Annotated in this window: 15 protein-coding genes and 1 pseudogene; 6 read left to right on the plus strand and 10 right to left on the minus strand. The window is 73.3% G+C overall.

Annotated elements, in window-relative coordinates; genetic code table 11:
* Nucleotides 1–107 precede the first annotated feature (107 nt).
* The 4 genes from manA to ACNAYW_RS13865 all read right to left on the minus strand — a co-directional run bounded on the left by manA (nucleotide 108) and on the right by ACNAYW_RS13865 (nucleotide 4,546).
* Entirely contained in the window at nucleotides 108–1,349 is a 1,242-nt protein-coding gene (gene manA / locus ACNAYW_RS13850) for a mannose-6-phosphate isomerase, class I (protein WP_415850273.1), read from the minus strand.
* Nucleotides 1,349–2,482: a tobH protein gene (locus ACNAYW_RS13855; RefSeq protein ID WP_462971912.1), complete on the minus strand. Its 1,134-nt coding sequence runs from the start codon at nucleotides 2,480–2,482 to the stop codon at nucleotides 1,349–1,351. Before ACNAYW_RS13855 ends, manA begins: the two co-directional genes overlap by 1 nt.
* 78 nt (nucleotides 2,483–2,560) lie before the next feature.
* Nucleotides 2,561–3,931 carry a phosphomannomutase/phosphoglucomutase gene (locus ACNAYW_RS13860; RefSeq protein WP_415850275.1) on the minus strand — a complete coding sequence of 457 codons (1,371 nt, stop codon included), beginning with the start codon at nucleotides 3,929–3,931 and terminating at the stop codon, nucleotides 2,561–2,563.
* Nucleotides 3,932–4,057: 126 nt separating this feature from the next.
* Nucleotides 4,058–4,546 carry a DUF3499 domain-containing protein gene (locus ACNAYW_RS13865; RefSeq protein WP_415850276.1) on the minus strand — a complete coding sequence of 163 codons (489 nt, stop codon included), beginning with the start codon at nucleotides 4,544–4,546 and terminating at the stop codon, nucleotides 4,058–4,060.
* A 101-nt stretch (nucleotides 4,547–4,647) separates the two neighbouring features.
* On the opposite strand from ACNAYW_RS13865, the gene ACNAYW_RS13870 reads away from it, so the two are divergent.
* Nucleotides 4,648–5,148, plus strand: a complete 501-nt coding sequence (locus ACNAYW_RS13870) for a metallopeptidase family protein (RefSeq protein ID WP_415850277.1) — start codon at nucleotides 4,648–4,650, stop codon at nucleotides 5,146–5,148.
* Between the two features lie 183 nt (nucleotides 5,149–5,331).
* On the opposite strand, the gene ACNAYW_RS13875 is transcribed toward ACNAYW_RS13870, so the two are convergent.
* Nucleotides 5,332–5,658 carry a WhiB family transcriptional regulator gene (locus ACNAYW_RS13875; RefSeq protein WP_068524587.1) on the minus strand — a complete coding sequence of 109 codons (327 nt, stop codon included), beginning with the start codon at nucleotides 5,656–5,658 and terminating at the stop codon, nucleotides 5,332–5,334.
* Nucleotides 5,659–6,007: 349 nt separating this feature from the next.
* On the opposite strand from ACNAYW_RS13875, the gene cofD reads away from it, so the two are divergent.
* The 4 genes and pseudogenes from cofD (at nucleotide 6,008) to ACNAYW_RS13895 (ending at nucleotide 10,049) form a co-directional block, all read left to right on the plus strand.
* Nucleotides 6,008–7,033 carry a 2-phospho-L-lactate transferase gene (gene cofD, locus ACNAYW_RS13880; protein ID WP_415850278.1) on the plus strand — a complete coding sequence of 342 codons (1,026 nt, stop codon included), beginning with the start codon at nucleotides 6,008–6,010 and terminating at the stop codon, nucleotides 7,031–7,033.
* Nucleotides 7,030–8,451 (plus strand): annotated as a pseudogene (locus ACNAYW_RS13885) (coenzyme F420-0:L-glutamate ligase); the annotation flags it as partial. The gene cofD and the pseudogene ACNAYW_RS13885, both read left to right, overlap by 4 nt.
* Nucleotides 8,452–8,518: 67 nt before the next feature.
* Entirely contained in the window at nucleotides 8,519–9,076 is a 558-nt protein-coding gene (locus ACNAYW_RS13890) for an NUDIX hydrolase (protein WP_415850279.1), read from the plus strand.
* A 163-nt stretch (nucleotides 9,077–9,239) separates the two neighbouring features.
* The gene (locus ACNAYW_RS13895; protein WP_415850280.1) at nucleotides 9,240–10,049 is read left to right on the plus strand and encodes an alpha/beta fold hydrolase; all 810 of its coding nucleotides are present in this window, start codon (nucleotides 9,240–9,242) and stop codon (nucleotides 10,047–10,049) included.
* Between the two features lie 56 nt (nucleotides 10,050–10,105).
* On the opposite strand, the gene glgC is transcribed toward ACNAYW_RS13895, so the two are convergent.
* Entirely contained in the window at nucleotides 10,106–11,323 is a 1,218-nt protein-coding gene (glgC, locus tag ACNAYW_RS13900) for a glucose-1-phosphate adenylyltransferase (RefSeq protein ID WP_415850281.1), read from the minus strand.
* Between the two features lie 168 nt (nucleotides 11,324–11,491).
* On the opposite strand from glgC, the gene glgA reads away from it, so the two are divergent.
* The gene (gene glgA / locus ACNAYW_RS13905) at nucleotides 11,492–12,673 is read left to right on the plus strand and encodes a glycogen synthase (protein ID WP_415850282.1); all 1,182 of its coding nucleotides are present in this window, start codon (nucleotides 11,492–11,494) and stop codon (nucleotides 12,671–12,673) included.
* Between the two features lie 57 nt (nucleotides 12,674–12,730).
* Here the strand turns inward: glgA and ACNAYW_RS13910 are convergent, their stop codons facing one another.
* The 4 genes from ACNAYW_RS13910 to ACNAYW_RS13925 form a co-directional block, all read right to left on the minus strand.
* Nucleotides 12,731–13,594 carry a putative RNA methyltransferase gene (locus tag ACNAYW_RS13910; RefSeq protein ID WP_415850283.1) on the minus strand — a complete coding sequence of 288 codons (864 nt, stop codon included), beginning with the start codon at nucleotides 13,592–13,594 and terminating at the stop codon, nucleotides 12,731–12,733.
* A gap of 74 nt (nucleotides 13,595–13,668) precedes the next feature.
* On the minus strand, nucleotides 13,669–13,836 hold the full coding sequence (locus ACNAYW_RS13915) for a DUF3117 domain-containing protein (RefSeq protein ID WP_068532479.1): 168 nt from the start codon (nucleotides 13,834–13,836) through the stop codon (nucleotides 13,669–13,671).
* Between the two features lie 111 nt (nucleotides 13,837–13,947).
* Nucleotides 13,948–14,268, minus strand: a complete 321-nt coding sequence (locus ACNAYW_RS13920; protein WP_415850284.1) for a DivIVA domain-containing protein — start codon at nucleotides 14,266–14,268, stop codon at nucleotides 13,948–13,950.
* A gap of 7 nt (nucleotides 14,269–14,275) precedes the next feature.
* The gene (locus ACNAYW_RS13925; RefSeq protein ID WP_415850285.1) at nucleotides 14,276–15,454 is read right to left on the minus strand and encodes an erythromycin esterase family protein; all 1,179 of its coding nucleotides are present in this window, start codon (nucleotides 15,452–15,454) and stop codon (nucleotides 14,276–14,278) included.
* Nucleotides 15,455–15,463: the final 9 nt, after the last annotated feature.

Here is a 15,463-nt window from a genome sequence, read left to right on the forward strand (position 1 = left end):
GAAGTGGGAAAATAGTTCCGCCGAATTTTCAAGGGGCTCAAGGATCGACGTCCGTCCCGAAGGAACGCGCGCCGTCGACGGTCGGTCGGAGACCGCTCGGTGACCGCTCAGTGGCCGCCGACGAGCGTCCGGAAGAACTCCGCGGAGGGAGAGTGCGCCGCGACGACGACGTCCGGATCCGCGGCGGCCATCCACAGGCCGCTGCCCGCCGGCACGTCGATCGACCGGCCCCGACTGCGCACCGTCACCGTGCCCTCGGTGACGACGAGCAGCTGTGGGCCGCGTGCGTCCAGCTCCACCGACGCGGCGCGCTTGAGCGCGGTCCCGTCGAGCCGCACCCGCGAGACCCGGAACTCCGGCGCGGGCGTCGAGAAGATCACCTCGGGGCCCACCGTCGAGGTCCGGGGCGCCAGGTCCGACGGTGCGCGGGGCGTGAAGTCCAGCACCCGGAGCAGCTCCGGCACGTCGACGTGCTTCGGCGTGAGCCCCCCGCGCAGCACGTTGTCGGAGTTCGCCATGACCTCCACGGCCGCGCCGCTCACGTAGGCGTGCAGGTTCCCCGCGGAGAGGTACAGCGCCTGCCCCGGGTCGAGCACGATCCGGTTGAGCAGCAGCGCCGCCAGCACCCCGGCGTCGTCGGGGTAGCGCTCGCCCAGCGTCAGGGCCAGCTGCGCCTCGCCCTTGAACCGCTCCGCGCCGCTCTCCAGGTAGCGCACGCAGCCGCCGAGCACCGCGGGCACGAGCACCGCCAACGCGGGCTGCGGCAACGTGATCCACGTCGTCACCAGCGCGCGCAGGCCCTGCGAGTCCGGCTGGCCGGCGAGCAGTCCCAGGTAGCTGTCCAGCTCCGGCACGGCCAGCACGCGCAGCAGCTCGACGGTGACCGCCGGGTCGCGGAAGCCGGCGAGGGCCTCGAACCGGCTCAGCGCGATGACGACCTCGGGCTTGTGCGCGGCGTCGCGGTAGTTGCGCTCGGGCGCGTCCAGGGGGATCCCGGCGGCGTTCTCGCGGGCGAAGCCCTCCTCCGCCTGCTCGCGCGACGGGTGCGCCTGCAGGGAGAGCGGCTCGTCGGCGGCGAGCACCTTCACCAGGTAGGGCAGGCGGTCGCCGAACTCGCCGCGGCAGGGCGCACCCAGCTGGCCGTCGAGGTCGGCGCTGATCGCGGCGAGCAGGTCGCCGCCGGTCGCGGCGTCGGAGGCGTCGTAGAGCTTGGCGGGGTCGGCGGGGTGCGCGCCGAACCACAGTTCCGCCTCGGGATGGTTCGACGGCACCGGCCGCCCCTGCATCGTCGCCAGGACCGTGCGCGAGCCCCAGGCGTACGGCCGGATGACTCCCTCGATCCGTTGCATCACGCCTCCCCCGTCAGGCGCCGGTAGACCGACGCGAGATCGAACCGTACCGCGAGCGCCAGCAGGTCCAGCGCGTCCGCGCGCGGCCCCGTCGCTTCCGCCGAGCGCTCGGCGCCCTCGTCGACGGGCAACGACTCCACATCGGGCAGGGCGCGCAGCCGCGCCTCCACCAGCGGCGCGCGCTGCTCCGTGGTCAGGATCAGGACCCGCAGCGGGGTCTGCGCCGCCGGGCCGTCGAGGAACGGATCGTGGAACAGCGGGTCCACGGCGGCGCCCGTCTCCAGCGCCCCGCCCGACGGCGCGGCCGCGAGCTCGGGCGTGGCCAGCTCGACGTCGGCGAGGCCCACCGCGGCGACGACCTGGCCGCCGAGCGTGAGGGCTTGCGACGCCGCGTGTTCCGCGACGGCGAGGCCGGGCGCGGTATCGGCGGTGAGCGCGATCCGCCGCCCCGTCATGCGCGCGGCGAGGCGCTTCGCGGGGTTGGACTCGACGTCGCGGTCGGGCGCGCCCCGCACGGCCTCGTCGTCGAGGGTCTCGGCGAGCGTGTGCAGGAAGCCCTCCCCCGGCACGTCGCCGCGGTCGGTGCCGGCGAGCCGGCCGAGCACGGCGAGCAGCGCGGCGGCGACACCGATGAAGCCGAACCGCTCGGGCACGCGCAGCCGCGGCGCGAGGTCGACGGTGCGCCCCGCGGCCGCCTCGGCGACGGGGCCCTCCATCGGGACCGCGACCACGACGACGGCGCCGCGCCGCGAGGCCGTCGCGATGGCGCGGGCCAGCACGAGATCGCCCGCGTCGAAGCCGCAGACGACCACCACGTCGAGCGCACCCACCCAGGGCGGCAGTTCGGTGGAGCGGACGAGCGGAACGTCGAACCGGCCGGCGGTGAGGGCCTCGACGAAGCCGGCCGCCGCGGCCGCGGGACCCGCGCCGCAGACCACCACGACGGCGCGCGGCGCGAGGCCGTCGAGCTCGGCGAGGGCGCCCTCGTCGACGGCGCCGGCGACGGCGCGCGCCTGCGCGCCCGCGAGCGCGGCGGCGCGCAGGTGTCCGCCCACGTCGGCCGCGATCAGACCCGCCGGATCATCGAGATCGGTCGTATACGGCCCGCTCGCTCCGCTCCCGGCGCCGGTCATCTCGGTCACGGCTTCCTCCCGTCCCATCGGCGCTGCGTCCCGCCGGCGCCGTTTCGACCGCCGGAGCGCACTGCGCGATCAGGCACGTACGATCGCCAGGATCCGCTCGGTCAGCGCGCGCACCTCGTCCGTGGACGCCGCCTCGACGTTCAGCCGGAGCAGCGGCTCGGTGTTGGAAGCGCGCAGGTTGAACCAGGCGCCCGAATCCAACTGTACCGTCACGCCGTCCAGTTCATCGGTGCTCTCGATTTCGTCTGCGAAAGCATCGAGTACGGCGCGCGTGCGCTCACCCTGGTCCGCCACCGTCGAGTTGATCTCGCCCGACGCGGCGTACCGGTCGTACCCGCCCATCAGCTCCGAGAGCGCCTTCGGCTGTTCGCCGAGCGCGGCCAGCACGTGCATCGCGGCCAGCATGCCGGAGTCGGCGCCCCAGAACTCGCGGAAGTAGTAATGCGCGGAGTGCTCGCCGCCGAAGACCGCGCCGGTCTCGGCCATCTGCGCCTTGATGAACGAATGCCCCACGCGGGTGCGGACGGCCGTGCCGCCGTTCTCGGCGATGATCTCGGGCACCGCCTTGGACGTGATGAGGTTGTGGATCACGGTGGCGCCCGGGTTCTTCGCGAGCTCCCGCTCCGCGACGAGGGCCGTCACGGCCGACGGCGAGACGGGCTCGCCCTTCTCGTCCACGACGAAGCAGCGGTCGGCGTCGCCGTCGAAGGCGAGGCCGATGTCGGCGCCCTGCTCGACGACGAACGTCTGCAGGTCGACGAGGTTCTTCGGGTCGAGCGGGTTGGCCTCGTGGTTCGGGAAGTTGCCGTCCAGCTCGAAGAACAGCGGCCGGACGTCGAGCGCCTCGACGGGCCCGAGCACCGAGGGCACGGTGAATCCGCCCATCCCGTTGCCCGCGTCCACGGCCACCCGCAGCGGGCGCGAACCGGACAGGTCGACGAGGCCCCGCAGGTAGTCGCCGTACTCGTCGAGCACGTCCCGCTCGGACACCCGGCCGGGGGCGCCGTCGTACGACGGGACGCCGTCGGCCACCTGCTGGGTGATCTGCCGCAGGCCCGTCTCCTGCCCCACGGGCTTGGCGCCCGCGCGGCAGAGCTTGATGCCGTTGTAGGCCGCGGGGTTGTGCGAGGCCGTGAACATGGCGCCGGGGAGGTCGAGCAGGCCGGACGCGAAGTACAGCTCGTCGGTGGACGCGAGGCCGATCAGGGTGACGTCGATGCCCTGCGCGGTCACGCCCGCGGCGAAGGCCGCGGACAGTGCGGGCGAGGAGTCGCGCATGTCGTGCCCGACGACGGCGCCGGTCGCGCCCTCGCCGCGGATCAGCGCGCCGAAGGCGGCGCCCACGTCGCGGACGAAGTCCTCATCGATCTGCTCCCCGACCAGGCCGCGCACGTCGTACGCCTTGATGACAGCCTGCACCGACTCCAGCGCTCGAACCACGCTCGACGACCTCCTGTGAACGGCATGCGGAAACCCGGCGGGCCCCGTGCGGACGTCCCACCCTATCGGCAAACCGGACGCGAACCGGCATCCGGCGCGGGGACGCGACGGCTTCTCGGGCGACTCTCAGTCGACCGGGTCGGGCAGCACCCGCAGATGACCCCGACGGCCGGGCCGGGCCGCGTGCTTCGGCGCCGAGCCCCCGGGCTGCGCGGAGGGCGTGGTGTGGGGACCGCCGAGGCCGTCGTGGACCGGGCGCATGGCGCCGATCGGCGGGAGGGACCGCAGCGGCGCGTCGACGGGTTCGGCCGGGGTGCGGCGACTCTGCTCCCGGGCGGCGCGCTCGTGGACCGTGTCGGCCAGCGCGGTGAGATCGTCGTCGAGGGCGGCGTTGCCGACGGAGGCGGCGCTGTACGCGGGGAGGTTTCGGAGCATCTCCCAGCCGCGCGGCGCGGTCATCCGGGTCGCGTGGAACTCGCAGAGGTCCCAGGAGTGGGGTTCGCTCGTGGTTCCCAAGGGCCCCAGCACCGCGATCGACTGGCGGTAGTCGAACGTCAGCGTCGCCACGGCGTGGTTCCTGCAGCCGGGGCGGCAGCACTGACGGACGGAGTTCACAGCAAGAAGGTTAACCCCTGGCCCGAGTCGGGCGCTCCCGACACACCGGACAGCGGCGACCAACGGCCCTTCGGACCGGTTCCACCTAGACTGAGAACACCATGAGAAGCAGGAGACGGACGCCCACCGGCGGTGCGCAGCTACGCCGGCGCGTGGCGCGGGACCGGCGCGGCCACGGGCTGCGCGGGCCGCTGGTGCCCCGCGATCTCCCGGCGCACCGGACGCGGGCGCAGGACTTCGACGAGGTGGTGCTCGACGCCTTCGCCGAGATCGATGCGCTGTGGCACGACAAGCTGAGCGACCTGGACATCGCCGTCGACGACGTGCCGGGGATCCTGCCGCACGATCCGGACGCCGTGTCGTGGCCCGCCGAGGTGGAGGCCGACGGCCCGATCCCGTTGGCGCGCATGGTCCCGGTGGGGATCGACCGACGGGGCAATCGCACGCGGGCGCGGCTGATCGTGTTCCGCCGCCCGCTGCAGCGTCGCGCGAAGACGGAGGCGGACCTGCTGGATGAGATCCTCGCGATCCTGGTGCACCAGATCAGCGACTACCTGGGCGTGACCGAGGAGACCCTGCTCGCCGGCCCGGACGCGCTCTGAACGGCGACCACCCGCTTGACGACGTCACGCTCGACGCCCGCCGCGGCGGGGGCGCCGTGATCTCGACGGGTGGCCGCGGTGGGAGCACCCTAATACAGAACGTCCGCCCGGGCGGACCTCACCGCTCGGACGGACCCGTCGTGCGGGCCGCCGTCCGAACAGCGGCCGCCGCGCGACGAACGATCAGATGATGCCGCGCTTGAGCTTGCGGCGCTCGCGCTCGGACAGCCCACCCCAGATGCCGAACCGCTCATCCTTCTGGAGGGCGTACTCGAGGCACTCGTTGCGGACCTCGCAGCCCAGGCAGATGCGCTTGGCCTCGCGGGTGGAGCCACCCTTCTCGGGGAAGAACGCCTCGGGATCCGTCTGCGAGCACAGTGCGCGGTCCTGCCACTGATCCTCGACGGCCTCGTAGAGTTCCTCGAAACCCGCGGGCACGACACTCAGGTGCGCGCGGCTGGACCCACCGGAGAAGCTTCCGAACGGTTCACGATGAGCGTCGATCGTCATCGGCCCGCCTCCCTCGTTGCTTTCGTGGTGTTCGATGGATTTCCTGTCTGCATGCCCCGCGCCGGCGAAGAGATCGCCGCACTGAATGACACGGTTGTGATTACACACGTGCAAAGCTGCCACGTCAAGCTGAACCGGGAAATTAGCTAATACCACCTGGATGCCCGAATGTGAGCCCTCGACACGTGGTTGAGATGTGATCCGCGTCATATTTCACACGCGCCCGCCGACGCACCACCGGGGCGCGTCGCGCCTTCGATCATGCCAGGGAGTGGGACCTCCGCGCACCTTCCCGACGGCCGACACCCGTCGCGGGAGCGATCGCCCGGCGACCATTACCCTCGACACCGTGAAGGTGACGGTGCTGGTGGGCGGTGTCGGCGGTGCGCGGTTCCTCGAGGGCGCACGTGAGCGTTTCGGGGTGACGCCGTTCCCCGAGAAGGACGGCCCGGCGCCCGGCGGCGCCGCCGGGGACTCCGTGACCGCGGTGGTGAACGTGGGCGACGACGCGTGGATGCACGGCGTACGGATCTGCCCCGATCTCGACACCTGCATGTACACCCTCGGCGGCGGCATCGACACCGAGCGCGGGTGGGGCCACCGCGACGAGACCTGGCACGCCAAGGAGGAGCTGGCGAAGTACGGCGCCGACCCCGACTGGTTCGGCCTGGGCGACCGCGACCTCGCGACCCACCTGATCCGCACGCAGATGCTCGCCTCCGGATACCCGCTCACCGACGTCACTGCGGCGCTGTGCAACCGCTGGCAGCCGGGGGTGCGACTGCTGCCCGCGACCGACGGCCGGCACGAGACGCACGTCGTGGTCGCCGACCCCGACTCCACCGACGGCGCGAAGAAGGCCATCCACTTCCAGGAGTGGTGGGTCCGGTACCGCGCCGACATCGAGACGTTCGGCTTCGCGCAGGTGGGCGGCGCCGACGGCGGCGGGTCCGGCAAGGCTCAGGCCTCGCGGGCCGCCCTCGCCGCCATCGAGGAGGCCGACGTGGTCTTCCTCGCCCCGTCGAACCCGGTCGTCTCCATCGGCGCGATCCTGTCGGTCGGCGGTGTTCGGGCGGCGCTGCGCACCACGAAGGCCCGGGTCGTCGGCGTCTCCCCCGTGATCGGCGGTGCGCCGCTGCGCGGCATGGCCGATCGCTGCCTCGAGGTGCTCGGCATCGAGACCAGCGCCCGGGCGATCGGCGAGCACTTCGGTGCGCGCAGCGGCAACGGCATCCTCGACGGCTGGCTGGTCTCGGAGGAGGACGCGGGCGTCGCCATCGAGGGCCTGCCCGTCGCGGCGGCGCCGCTCCTGATGAGCTCGCCGCAGGCCACCGCGGCGATGATCGACGCCGGCCTCGCGTTGGTGGGCCTGTGAGCACGCCGGGCGCGGACGGCGGCGCCGGCGGGCCCGGCACCGTCGGCGAGCACGGTCCCGCAACCCGTCCCGCGCGCGATCACGGCGCCGCGTCGCTCGAGATCCTCCCGGTCCTCGGCGTCCCCGAGGTGACGCCGGGCGACGACGTGGCCGCGCTCCTCGCCGCGGCCGCCCCCTGGCTCGCGGACGGCGACGTCGTCGTCATCACCTCGAAGGTCTTCTCCAAGGCGGAGGGCCGGGTGCTCGACGCGCCGTCGGACCCCGAGGAGCGCGACGCCTTCCGGCGCCGCCTCATCGCCGAGGAGTCGGTGCGCGTGCTCGCGACCAAGGGCCGCACCTGGATCACCGAGAACAGGCTCGGCATCGTGCAGGCCGCGTCGGGGGTGGACGCCTCGAACGTGGCCTCGGACACCGTCGCCCTGCTGCCCGAGGATCCCGACGGCAGCGCGGCCGCCGTGCGCGCCGGGCTCCGCGAACTCCTCGGCGTGGACGTCGCGGTGCTGATCACCGACACCATGGGCCGCGCCTGGCGGAACGGCCAGACGGACGCGGCGATCGGCGCCGCCGGCATGGAGGTGCTGCACGGCTACGCGGGCGCGGTCGACGCCTACGGCAACGACCTGGTGGTCACCGAGATCGCCGTCGCCGATGAACTGGCCGCCGCGGCCGACCTCGTCAAGGGCAAGCTGGGCGGCGTCCCGGTCGCGGTGGTACGCGGCTTCGCGGTCCGCGCCCCCGAGGCGGATTCGCCGCTCGCGACCGCCCGCGGCCTCGTGCGCCCGGGCGAGGACGACCTGTTCCACACGGGCGTCGAGCTCGCCCGCCGGCAGGCGCTCCTCGTGCGACGCTCGGTCCGGGCCTTCGCCGACGAGCCGGTGCCCGCCGACGCCGTCCGTGATGCCGTAGCGGAGGCCCTGACGGCCCCTGCGCCGCACCACACGCATCCCGTGCGCTTCGTCTGGGTGCGGGACGCGGAGCGGCGTACGGCGCTACTGGACGCCATGAAGGAGCAATGGGCGCAGGACCTCTCCGGCGACGGCCGCACGCCCGAGTCCGTCGAGAAGCGGGTGCGGCGCGGGCAGTTGCTCTACGACGCCCCGGAGCTGATCCTCCCGTTCATGGTCCCCGACGGTGCCCACGACTACCCGGACGCCCGGCGGACCGCCGCCGAGGAGACGATGTTCACCGTGGCCGTGGGCGCCGCGGTCCAGTCGCTGCTGGTGGCGCTGGCCGTGCGCGGGATCGGCAGCTGCTGGGTCGGATCGACGATCTTCGCCGCCGAGACCGTGCGCGACGTGCTGGGCCTCCCCGACGACTACCGTCCCGCGGGCGCGATCGCCGTCGGCCACCCGGCCGATCCGGCGGTGCTGGCCGCTCCCCGGCCGCCCCTCCCGCCGGGCGACATGCTCATCGAGATACCCGCTCGCGGCCGCGGCCCGCAGGACGGCGAGCCGGCCCCGCACACGCCGGAAGGACGGTAGCCGAGTGACTTTCACCTCTCTGCACGCATCCGCGATCGACGCCCTCGCCCGGTTCGACGCGCGCACCGACGCCGACGACGCCCTGCGCCACACCGTGCTCGCCTTCCTCGACGCCCAGCCGAACGCCTGCGCCCGCGCGAACGTGCCGGGCCACATCACGGCATCGGTGGTGATCCTCAACGAGGCGCGCACCCACGTCGTGCTCACCCACCACCCGCGGGTCGGCGAATGGCTGCAGTTGGGCGGGCACTGCGAGGACACGGATTCGACGGTGGCCGCCGCCGCGCTCCGCGAGGGGCACGAGGAGTCGGGCCTGGCCGACCTCGTGCTCGACGCGGACCTGCTCACGCTGCACACCCACCCGATCCGGTGCTCCCTCGGCGTCCCTACCCGCCACCTGGATCTCCGCTTCCGCGCCTTCGCGGTGGGCGCCGGCACGCCGGAGCTCGCGATCAGCGACGAGTCGAACGACCTCCGCTGGTGGCCCGTCGACGCCCTTCCGGAGTCGGCGGAGCACACGACCGTCGCCCACCAGGTGCGCGCCGCCCTCGCCCGCGACTGATCGCGGAGCCGCCGGACGGGCCCGTGGAGGCGGAACCCATCACCAGCGACTTTTCTGAGAGGTATTGCGCCTCCATCTATCAATCCGTACGCTCCGAACAATCCGTCCGGCGCACCGTCGGACCCGCGGGCCCGGCCCGCCTACCCCGATGAGGTGGCACGAGATGTTGGCGTACGAACGATTCGGCTCCGGTGAGCCGCTGGTGCTGGTCCACGGGATCGCGCACCGCCGTCAAGCCTGGTACCCGGTCGCGGAGCGGCTCGCGGAGCACCGCGAGGTGATCCTCTTCGACCTCCCCGGCCACGGCGAATCCCCCGCGCTCGAGCTCGCCGGCCGCACGGTCCAGGAGGCCCTGCAGCAGCACCTGGAGGACCTGTTCGACGATCTGGGGCTCGTCCGCCCGCACATCGCCGGCAACTCGCTGGGCGGCCGCATCGCGCTCGAGGCCGCCGCGAGCGGCATCGTCAGCAGCGCGACCGGCCTCTCCCCCGCGGGCTTCTGGCGCGACGACATGGACTTCCAGCTGATCCGCGCGCACTTCACCGCGCTCATCACGGCGGGTCGCGTGGCGGCGCCCCTCGCGCCGCTCCTCACCCGCAGCGGGATCGGCCGCCGCCTCATGCTCGCCTCACTGATGACACACGGCGAGCGCCTGGACGCCGACCGCGTCCTCGGCGACCTCCGGAACATGGTCGACGCCCGGCACACGCTCCGCGACATCATCGGCGGCGCGTTCACGTTCGAGGCCGACATCGCCGCCGAGGTCCCCGTCACCATCGCCTGGGGCACGCAGGACCGCGTCCTGCTGCCGTACCAGGGCCGGCGCGCCCGCCGCCTGCTCCCCCAGGCGGAGCACATCTGGCTCCAGGGCAGCGGTCACGTCCCCATGTCCGACGATGCCGACGCCGTCGTCGACATCATCCTCCGCGGCTCCTCCCACGGCCTGCTCGCCCGCGCCGACGACGCGGCCTGACCCCGATCGGAATCCCCGCTCGCGGCTGACCGACCCCGGTCCACTCGGGCCGGGGATCAGCCGATCCGGATGCCCTTGCCGACGGTGACCACACCACCGGTGGAGACGTTGAACCGCTCGCGCTCGCGGTCGAGATTCACGCCGAGGATCTCCCCGCGGCCCACCACGACGTTCTTGTCGAGGATCGCGCGCCGCACGACGGCGCCCGGCTCGATCTTCACGCCCGGCATCAGTACCGACCCCTCGACGGTGGCACCGTCGCCGATCGTGACGTTGGCGCCGATCACCGAGTTGCGGACGGTCGCGCCGGAGATGATGCTGCCCGCGCCCACCATGGACTCCTGCGCGAGCCCGCCGCGCGCGAACTTGGCCGGGGGCAGGTTGTCGTTCTCGCAGCGGATGGGCCACTGGCGGTTGTAGAGGTTGAAGATCGGGTACACGGAGACCAGATCCATGTGCGCCTCGTAGAAGGCGTCGATGGTGCCGACGTCGCGCCAGTAGCCGGCGTCGCGCTCGGTGGCGCCGGGCACCTTGTTGTCGCTGAAGTCGTAGACGGCCGCCTCGCCGCGGGCCACGAAGGCGGGGATGATGTCGCCGCCCATGTCGTGGTCGGAGTCGGGGTTCTCGGCGTCGGCGATGATCGCCTCGACGAGGGCCTGCCGGCTGAAGACGTAATTACCCATCGACGCGAAGGTGACCTCGGGGTCGTCGGGGGTGCCGGGCGGATCGGCGGGCTTCTCCAGGAACTGCGTGATCCTGCCGGAGTCGTCGGATTCGATGCAGCCGAAGGCCTTCGCCTCGGCGCGCGGCACGCGGATGCCCGCGACGGTGACGCCCGCGCCGGACTCGATGTGCGCCTGCACCATCTGCGACGGATCCATGCGGTACACGTGGTCCGCGCCGAAGACCACGATGTAGTCGGGATCGTCGTCGGTGATGAGGTTCATCGACTGGAAGATCGCGTCCGCACTGCCCGTGAACCAGCGCTTGCCCACGCGCTGCTGCGCCGGCACGGGAGTGATGTACTCGCCGCGGAAGCCGAACATGCGCCACGTCTGGCTGATGTGCCGGTCCAGCGAGTGCGACTTGTACTGGGTCAGCACGCACAACCGCTGGTACCCGGCGTTCACCAGGTTCGACAGCACGAAGTCGATGAGGCGGTACGAACCGCCGAAGGGCACTGCGGGCTTCGCGCGGTCCGCGGTCAGCGGATACAGGCGCTTGCCCTCGCCACCGGCGAGGACGATTCCCAGGACACGAGGCTGGTTGCTCACGGGGTCCACGCTAACCCCAATCCGGGCACCCGTGCAGCGTTCTGCGACAGTGCATCCTGTTCCACGGCGATGCACAGGCGTCCGGGCGGAGAACCACAGGTGAACCGCACCGCTCGGGCTCCGTCGAACCGCCTGCGTGCGGCTCCGGCACGCTCTAGCGTGGTGGCCATGCGTGTAGCGATGATGACGAGGGAGTACCCGCCGGAGGTCTACGGCGGGGCGGGCGTGCACGTGACCGAACTCGTCGCGCGGCTGCGCGGCCTCTGCGAGGTCGACGTGCACTGCATGGGCGCCCCGCGGCCGGACCTGGACGGCGTCACCGTCTCGGGGCCGGACCCCGAGCTCGCCGGCGCGAACACCGCGCTCGAGATGTTCTCCACCGACCTGCGGATGGCGAACCTCGCGGCCGAGGCCGACGTCGTGCACAGCCACACCTGGTACACCGGCCTCGCCGGGCACGTCGCCGCGCAGCTCTACGGCGTGCCGCACATCCTCACCGCTCACTCGCTCGAGCCGCACCGCCCCTGGAAGGCCGAGCAGTTGGGCGGCGGCTACCGCCTCTCCAGTTGGGCCGAGCGCAACGCCGTCGAGTACGCCGACGCCGTGATCGCCGTGAGCCGCGGCATGGCCGACGACGTGCTCGACGCCTACCCGAACCTCGACCCCGCGCGGGTCCACGTGGTGCTCAACGGCATCGACTCGGAGGTCTGGCATCCCGCCCCGACCTTCGGCGAGGATTCCCCCCTGGTCGAGCGCGGCGTCGATCCGGACCGCCCGATCGCCGCGTTCGTCGGCCGCATCACGCGGCAGAAGGGCGTGAAGCACCTGGTCGCCGCGGCACACCGATTCGATCCGGACATCCAGCTCGTGCTGTGCGCCGGCGCCCCGGACACCCCCGAGATCGCCGCGGAGACGGCCGACGCCGTGGCCGCGCTCGCCGAGTCCCGGGACGGCGTGCACTGGGTGCAGGACATGCTGCCCACCCCGAAGGTGCGCGAGATCCTCAGCGCCGCCACGGTCTTCGTCTGCCCGTCGGTGTACGAGCCGCTGGGCATCGTCAACCTCGAGGCCATGGCGTGCGGCACCGCGGTCGTCGCCTCCGACGTCGGCGGCATCCCCGAGGTGGTCGTCGACGGCGAGACCGGGACGCTCGTGCACTACGACGAGGCGCACACCGACGTCTTCGAGGCGGGCCTGGCCGACGCGGTGAACGCGCTCTGCGCGGATCCGGCGCGCGCGGCCGCGTACGGCGTCGCCGGCCGCGCCCGGGCGGTCGCCGACTTCAGCTGGGAGTCCATCGCCGCGCAGACGCTGGACGTCTACCGCCACGCCGTCGCCGCGCGCGGATAGGACCGCGAGCCCGCCCCGACGGTGCGGCGCCGCCCGGCAGGCACCGGCTCGGCGCGCCTACCGCACCGCGTAGACGCTGACGGTCCCCGACGCGGTGACGGCGGCGGTGCCGTCCGCGGTGAGCCGGGCGATCGCGGCGGCGCGCTCCTCGGGCGCGCCGTGGTGCGCGCTGGGCCCCATCGCGACGAGATCGGCCGCGGCCTCGGCCGTGAGATCCATGACCCACTCGTGCTTCTCGCGCGAGACGAGAGAGAAGTCGTGCAGCGCACCGTCGAGCCGCGCGACCTTGCCCTCCTCGACGGAGATCATCCCGAGCGGCTCCACGATCTCGCGCAGGTGCCGCGGCCCCGGCGTCAGCACCACGAGCCGGCCGCCGGGCGCGAGGACCCGGGCGAACTCGACGGCGTTGCGGGGCGCGAAGACCGACAGGACCACGGCGACGGCACCGTCGGCGACGGGCAGTCGCGCCCAGCCGTTCGCGACGACCGCCCCGATCGACGGCCCCCGCCGGGCGGTGCGGCGCGCGGCCGGCTTCGAGAGGTCGAGCCCGATACCGGTGCCGCCGAGCCCGTTCGCGGCGCGGGCGGCGCACGCCCGCGCGAGGTACTCGCCCTCGCCGGCCCCGCAGTCGAGCACGGGGCCCGCGGGCGCGTCGCCGGCGGCCGCCGCGACCGCGGCGTGGAAGGTCTCGTAGTGGCCGGTCGCGAAGAAGCGTTCCCGCGCGGCGATCATCGCGGCGTCGTCGGCGATGAGACCGCTCGCGTCGCCCGCGAGGAGCGAGACGTAGCCCTGCCGGGCGACGTCGAAGGAGTGGCCGGCCGGGCACAGCAGCGTGCCGCCGTCGGCGTCGAATCCCCCGCCGCAGTGCGGGCAGGCCAGCGCGGGCAGGACCGCGGCCAGGCCGGGCGGGACGTGCACCATGGGACCCCCTGTGAACGAGAAGATCCCGCACGGTCGCACCGCGCGGGATCTTTCAGATGAAGCAGGACGACGGACTACGACGTGACGCCGCGCAGCTCCTCGCCGAGCGCAGCGGCCTCATCCGGCGTGAGCTCCACCACGAGGCGTCCACCACCCTCCAGGGGTACGCGCATCACGATCCCGCGCCCCTCCTTGGTCGCTTCCAAGGGGCCGTCCCCCGTACGTGGCTTCATCGCCGCCATCCGTTGCTCCCTTCAGATCCTTCACCCGCCCGAGCGCAGCCCGCAGCGGGTCCGCTCCACATTCTAGCCTGTGCGCTGCACCGATCGGTGCGGACCACTGGCAATGCGCACCTAGTCGGCCTCGCGCGGCGCGTCGGTCGCGGCCGCCGCGGGGTCCTGCTCGGCGGCGAGGCGGGCCCGCAGGACGTCGATCTCCCGGGCCAGTCGTTCGAGGGCCCAGTCCACCTCGGCGGGTTTGTACCCCCGTACCACCTGCTGGAACCGGAGCGCGCGGACGTCCACTCCGGCGACGTCCTCGGCGGGCAGCACCGTCGGCGTGGCGCCCGTCTCCAGCGGCGGGGTCTCGTCGCCGCGACCGAAGACCAGCGCGGCCACGCCGTACAGCACGGCCGCGACGGCCAGCAGTCCCAGGGCGTACAACACGATCACCATGGGGCCATCATGCCCGAACCTCGGGGATGAAGAGGACGGCGTCCGTCGCCGCGATCCGCTCGGGCTCCAGCGGGAAGTACGCGCCCAGCGCATCCCGGTCGGCGCGCGCGGACGCGCCGCGCAGCCGCTCGGCGAGATCCGGCCCCGGATACAGACGGGCCGGGCCGCCGTGGTCGCGGCACAGTTCCCCTTCGACGGTGCCCGGCGCCGGCGCGGCGAGGCCGTGCGCGGGGGCGGCCCCGATCCCGATCGCGACGAACCGGTATCCGTCGCCGAGGCGCGCCGCCGCCTGCGCGCCGGCGCTGAACCAGCGCACCGGGTGCGGCCCCATCCGCATCTCGCTCGGCCCGCGCTGCAGGTGCAGGTTGTGGGCGAACGCGACGGTGCCGCCGCGCGGCGCCTCGCGGCGGGCGATCGCCACCAGGTTGTGCCCCATCATCGCGTCCCGCTGAGCGCTGAGCCGGCCGAGCCGGTCGGGTGTGTCGGTCGCCATGATCGCGTGGTAGCGCAGCAGGCCGACGGCCGTGGCGGCATCGGCCCGCAGCCACCACCAGTCCTCGGCACGCGCGGCGAGCTCCGGCGCCTGCGCGTCGAGGACGGCACACAGGTCATCGGCCAGCAGGCGCAGCCGATCGGCCGCGCCGGTCCGCCCCACGCCCCGGTCCGCCTCGTACATGGCGGCCTCCTCGGTCCACCGGGCGTCGTCGCCGAGCAGCGCGTCGAGCTCCGGCTCCCCGACGATGCCCGGGGCGACCTCGGCCAGGGCCGCCCGCAGGCGCAGCAGGAAGGCCCGCGGGCTCGGGGCCGCCGCCATTTCCATGGGCCCGTCGAAGCCGTAGAACCGCACCGGCGTCTCCAGCGTCCGATTGAGGCCGCGGAGCGCGCGCAACAGCTCGCCGGTCGCGTCCAGGTCGTGCACGTACGGGTGGCTGAAGCCCTCGTCGAGCACCCGCCGCAGGTCGACGTCGGCGCCCGCGAGGTAGTCGTTCACCAGCGGCGCGCGGTGCAGGTCGGACTCCACCGCGATCGAGCGGTAGCCGCCCCGCAGCACGAGGTCCTCGATCACCGCGTTGCGGGCGCGGAGGATCTCCTCGGAGCCGTGCATGGGCTCGCCGAGGGCCAGCACGCGGGTCGGGGTGGTCAGTGCATCGAGGAAGGAAACGAGGTCTACCTGGTCCGGATTCATTCCCTCCAC

The sequence above is a fragment of the Tsukamurella ocularis genome, assembly GCF_965138335.1.
In the GTDB taxonomy this organism is placed as follows: Bacteria; Actinomycetota; Actinomycetes; order Mycobacteriales; family Mycobacteriaceae; genus Tsukamurella; species Tsukamurella ocularis_A.

What these genes read in the sequence shown, in the direction of transcription:
- ACNAYW_RS13910 (WP_415850283.1), bottom strand. Translation starts at nt 13,594, where the DNA reads ATGGTGCACGTCCCGCCCGGCCTGGCCGCGGTCCTGCCCGCGCTGGCC.
- ACNAYW_RS13870 (WP_415850277.1), top strand. Translation starts at nt 4,648, where the DNA reads ATGAGAAGCAGGAGACGGACGCCCACCGGCGGTGCGCAGCTACGCCGG.
- ACNAYW_RS13920 (WP_415850284.1), bottom strand. Translation starts at nt 14,268, where the DNA reads ATGGTGATCGTGTTGTACGCCCTGGGACTGCTGGCCGTCGCGGCCGTG.
- ACNAYW_RS13875 (WP_068524587.1), bottom strand. Translation starts at nt 5,658, where the DNA reads ATGACGATCGACGCTCATCGTGAACCGTTCGGAAGCTTCTCCGGTGGG.
- ACNAYW_RS13895 (WP_415850280.1), top strand. Translation starts at nt 9,240, where the DNA reads ATGTTGGCGTACGAACGATTCGGCTCCGGTGAGCCGCTGGTGCTGGTC.
- ACNAYW_RS13915 (WP_068532479.1), bottom strand. Translation starts at nt 13,836, where the DNA reads ATGGCGGCGATGAAGCCACGTACGGGGGACGGCCCCTTGGAAGCGACC.
- manA (WP_415850273.1), bottom strand. Translation starts at nt 1,349, where the DNA reads ATGCAACGGATCGAGGGAGTCATCCGGCCGTACGCCTGGGGCTCGCGC.
- ACNAYW_RS13855 (WP_462971912.1), bottom strand. Translation starts at nt 2,482, where the DNA reads ATGACCGGCGCCGGGAGCGGAGCGAGCGGGCCGTATACGACCGATCTC.
- ACNAYW_RS13925 (WP_415850285.1), bottom strand. Translation starts at nt 15,454, where the DNA reads ATGAATCCGGACCAGGTAGACCTCGTTTCCTTCCTCGATGCACTGACC.
- glgA (WP_415850282.1), top strand. Translation starts at nt 11,492, where the DNA reads ATGCGTGTAGCGATGATGACGAGGGAGTACCCGCCGGAGGTCTACGGC.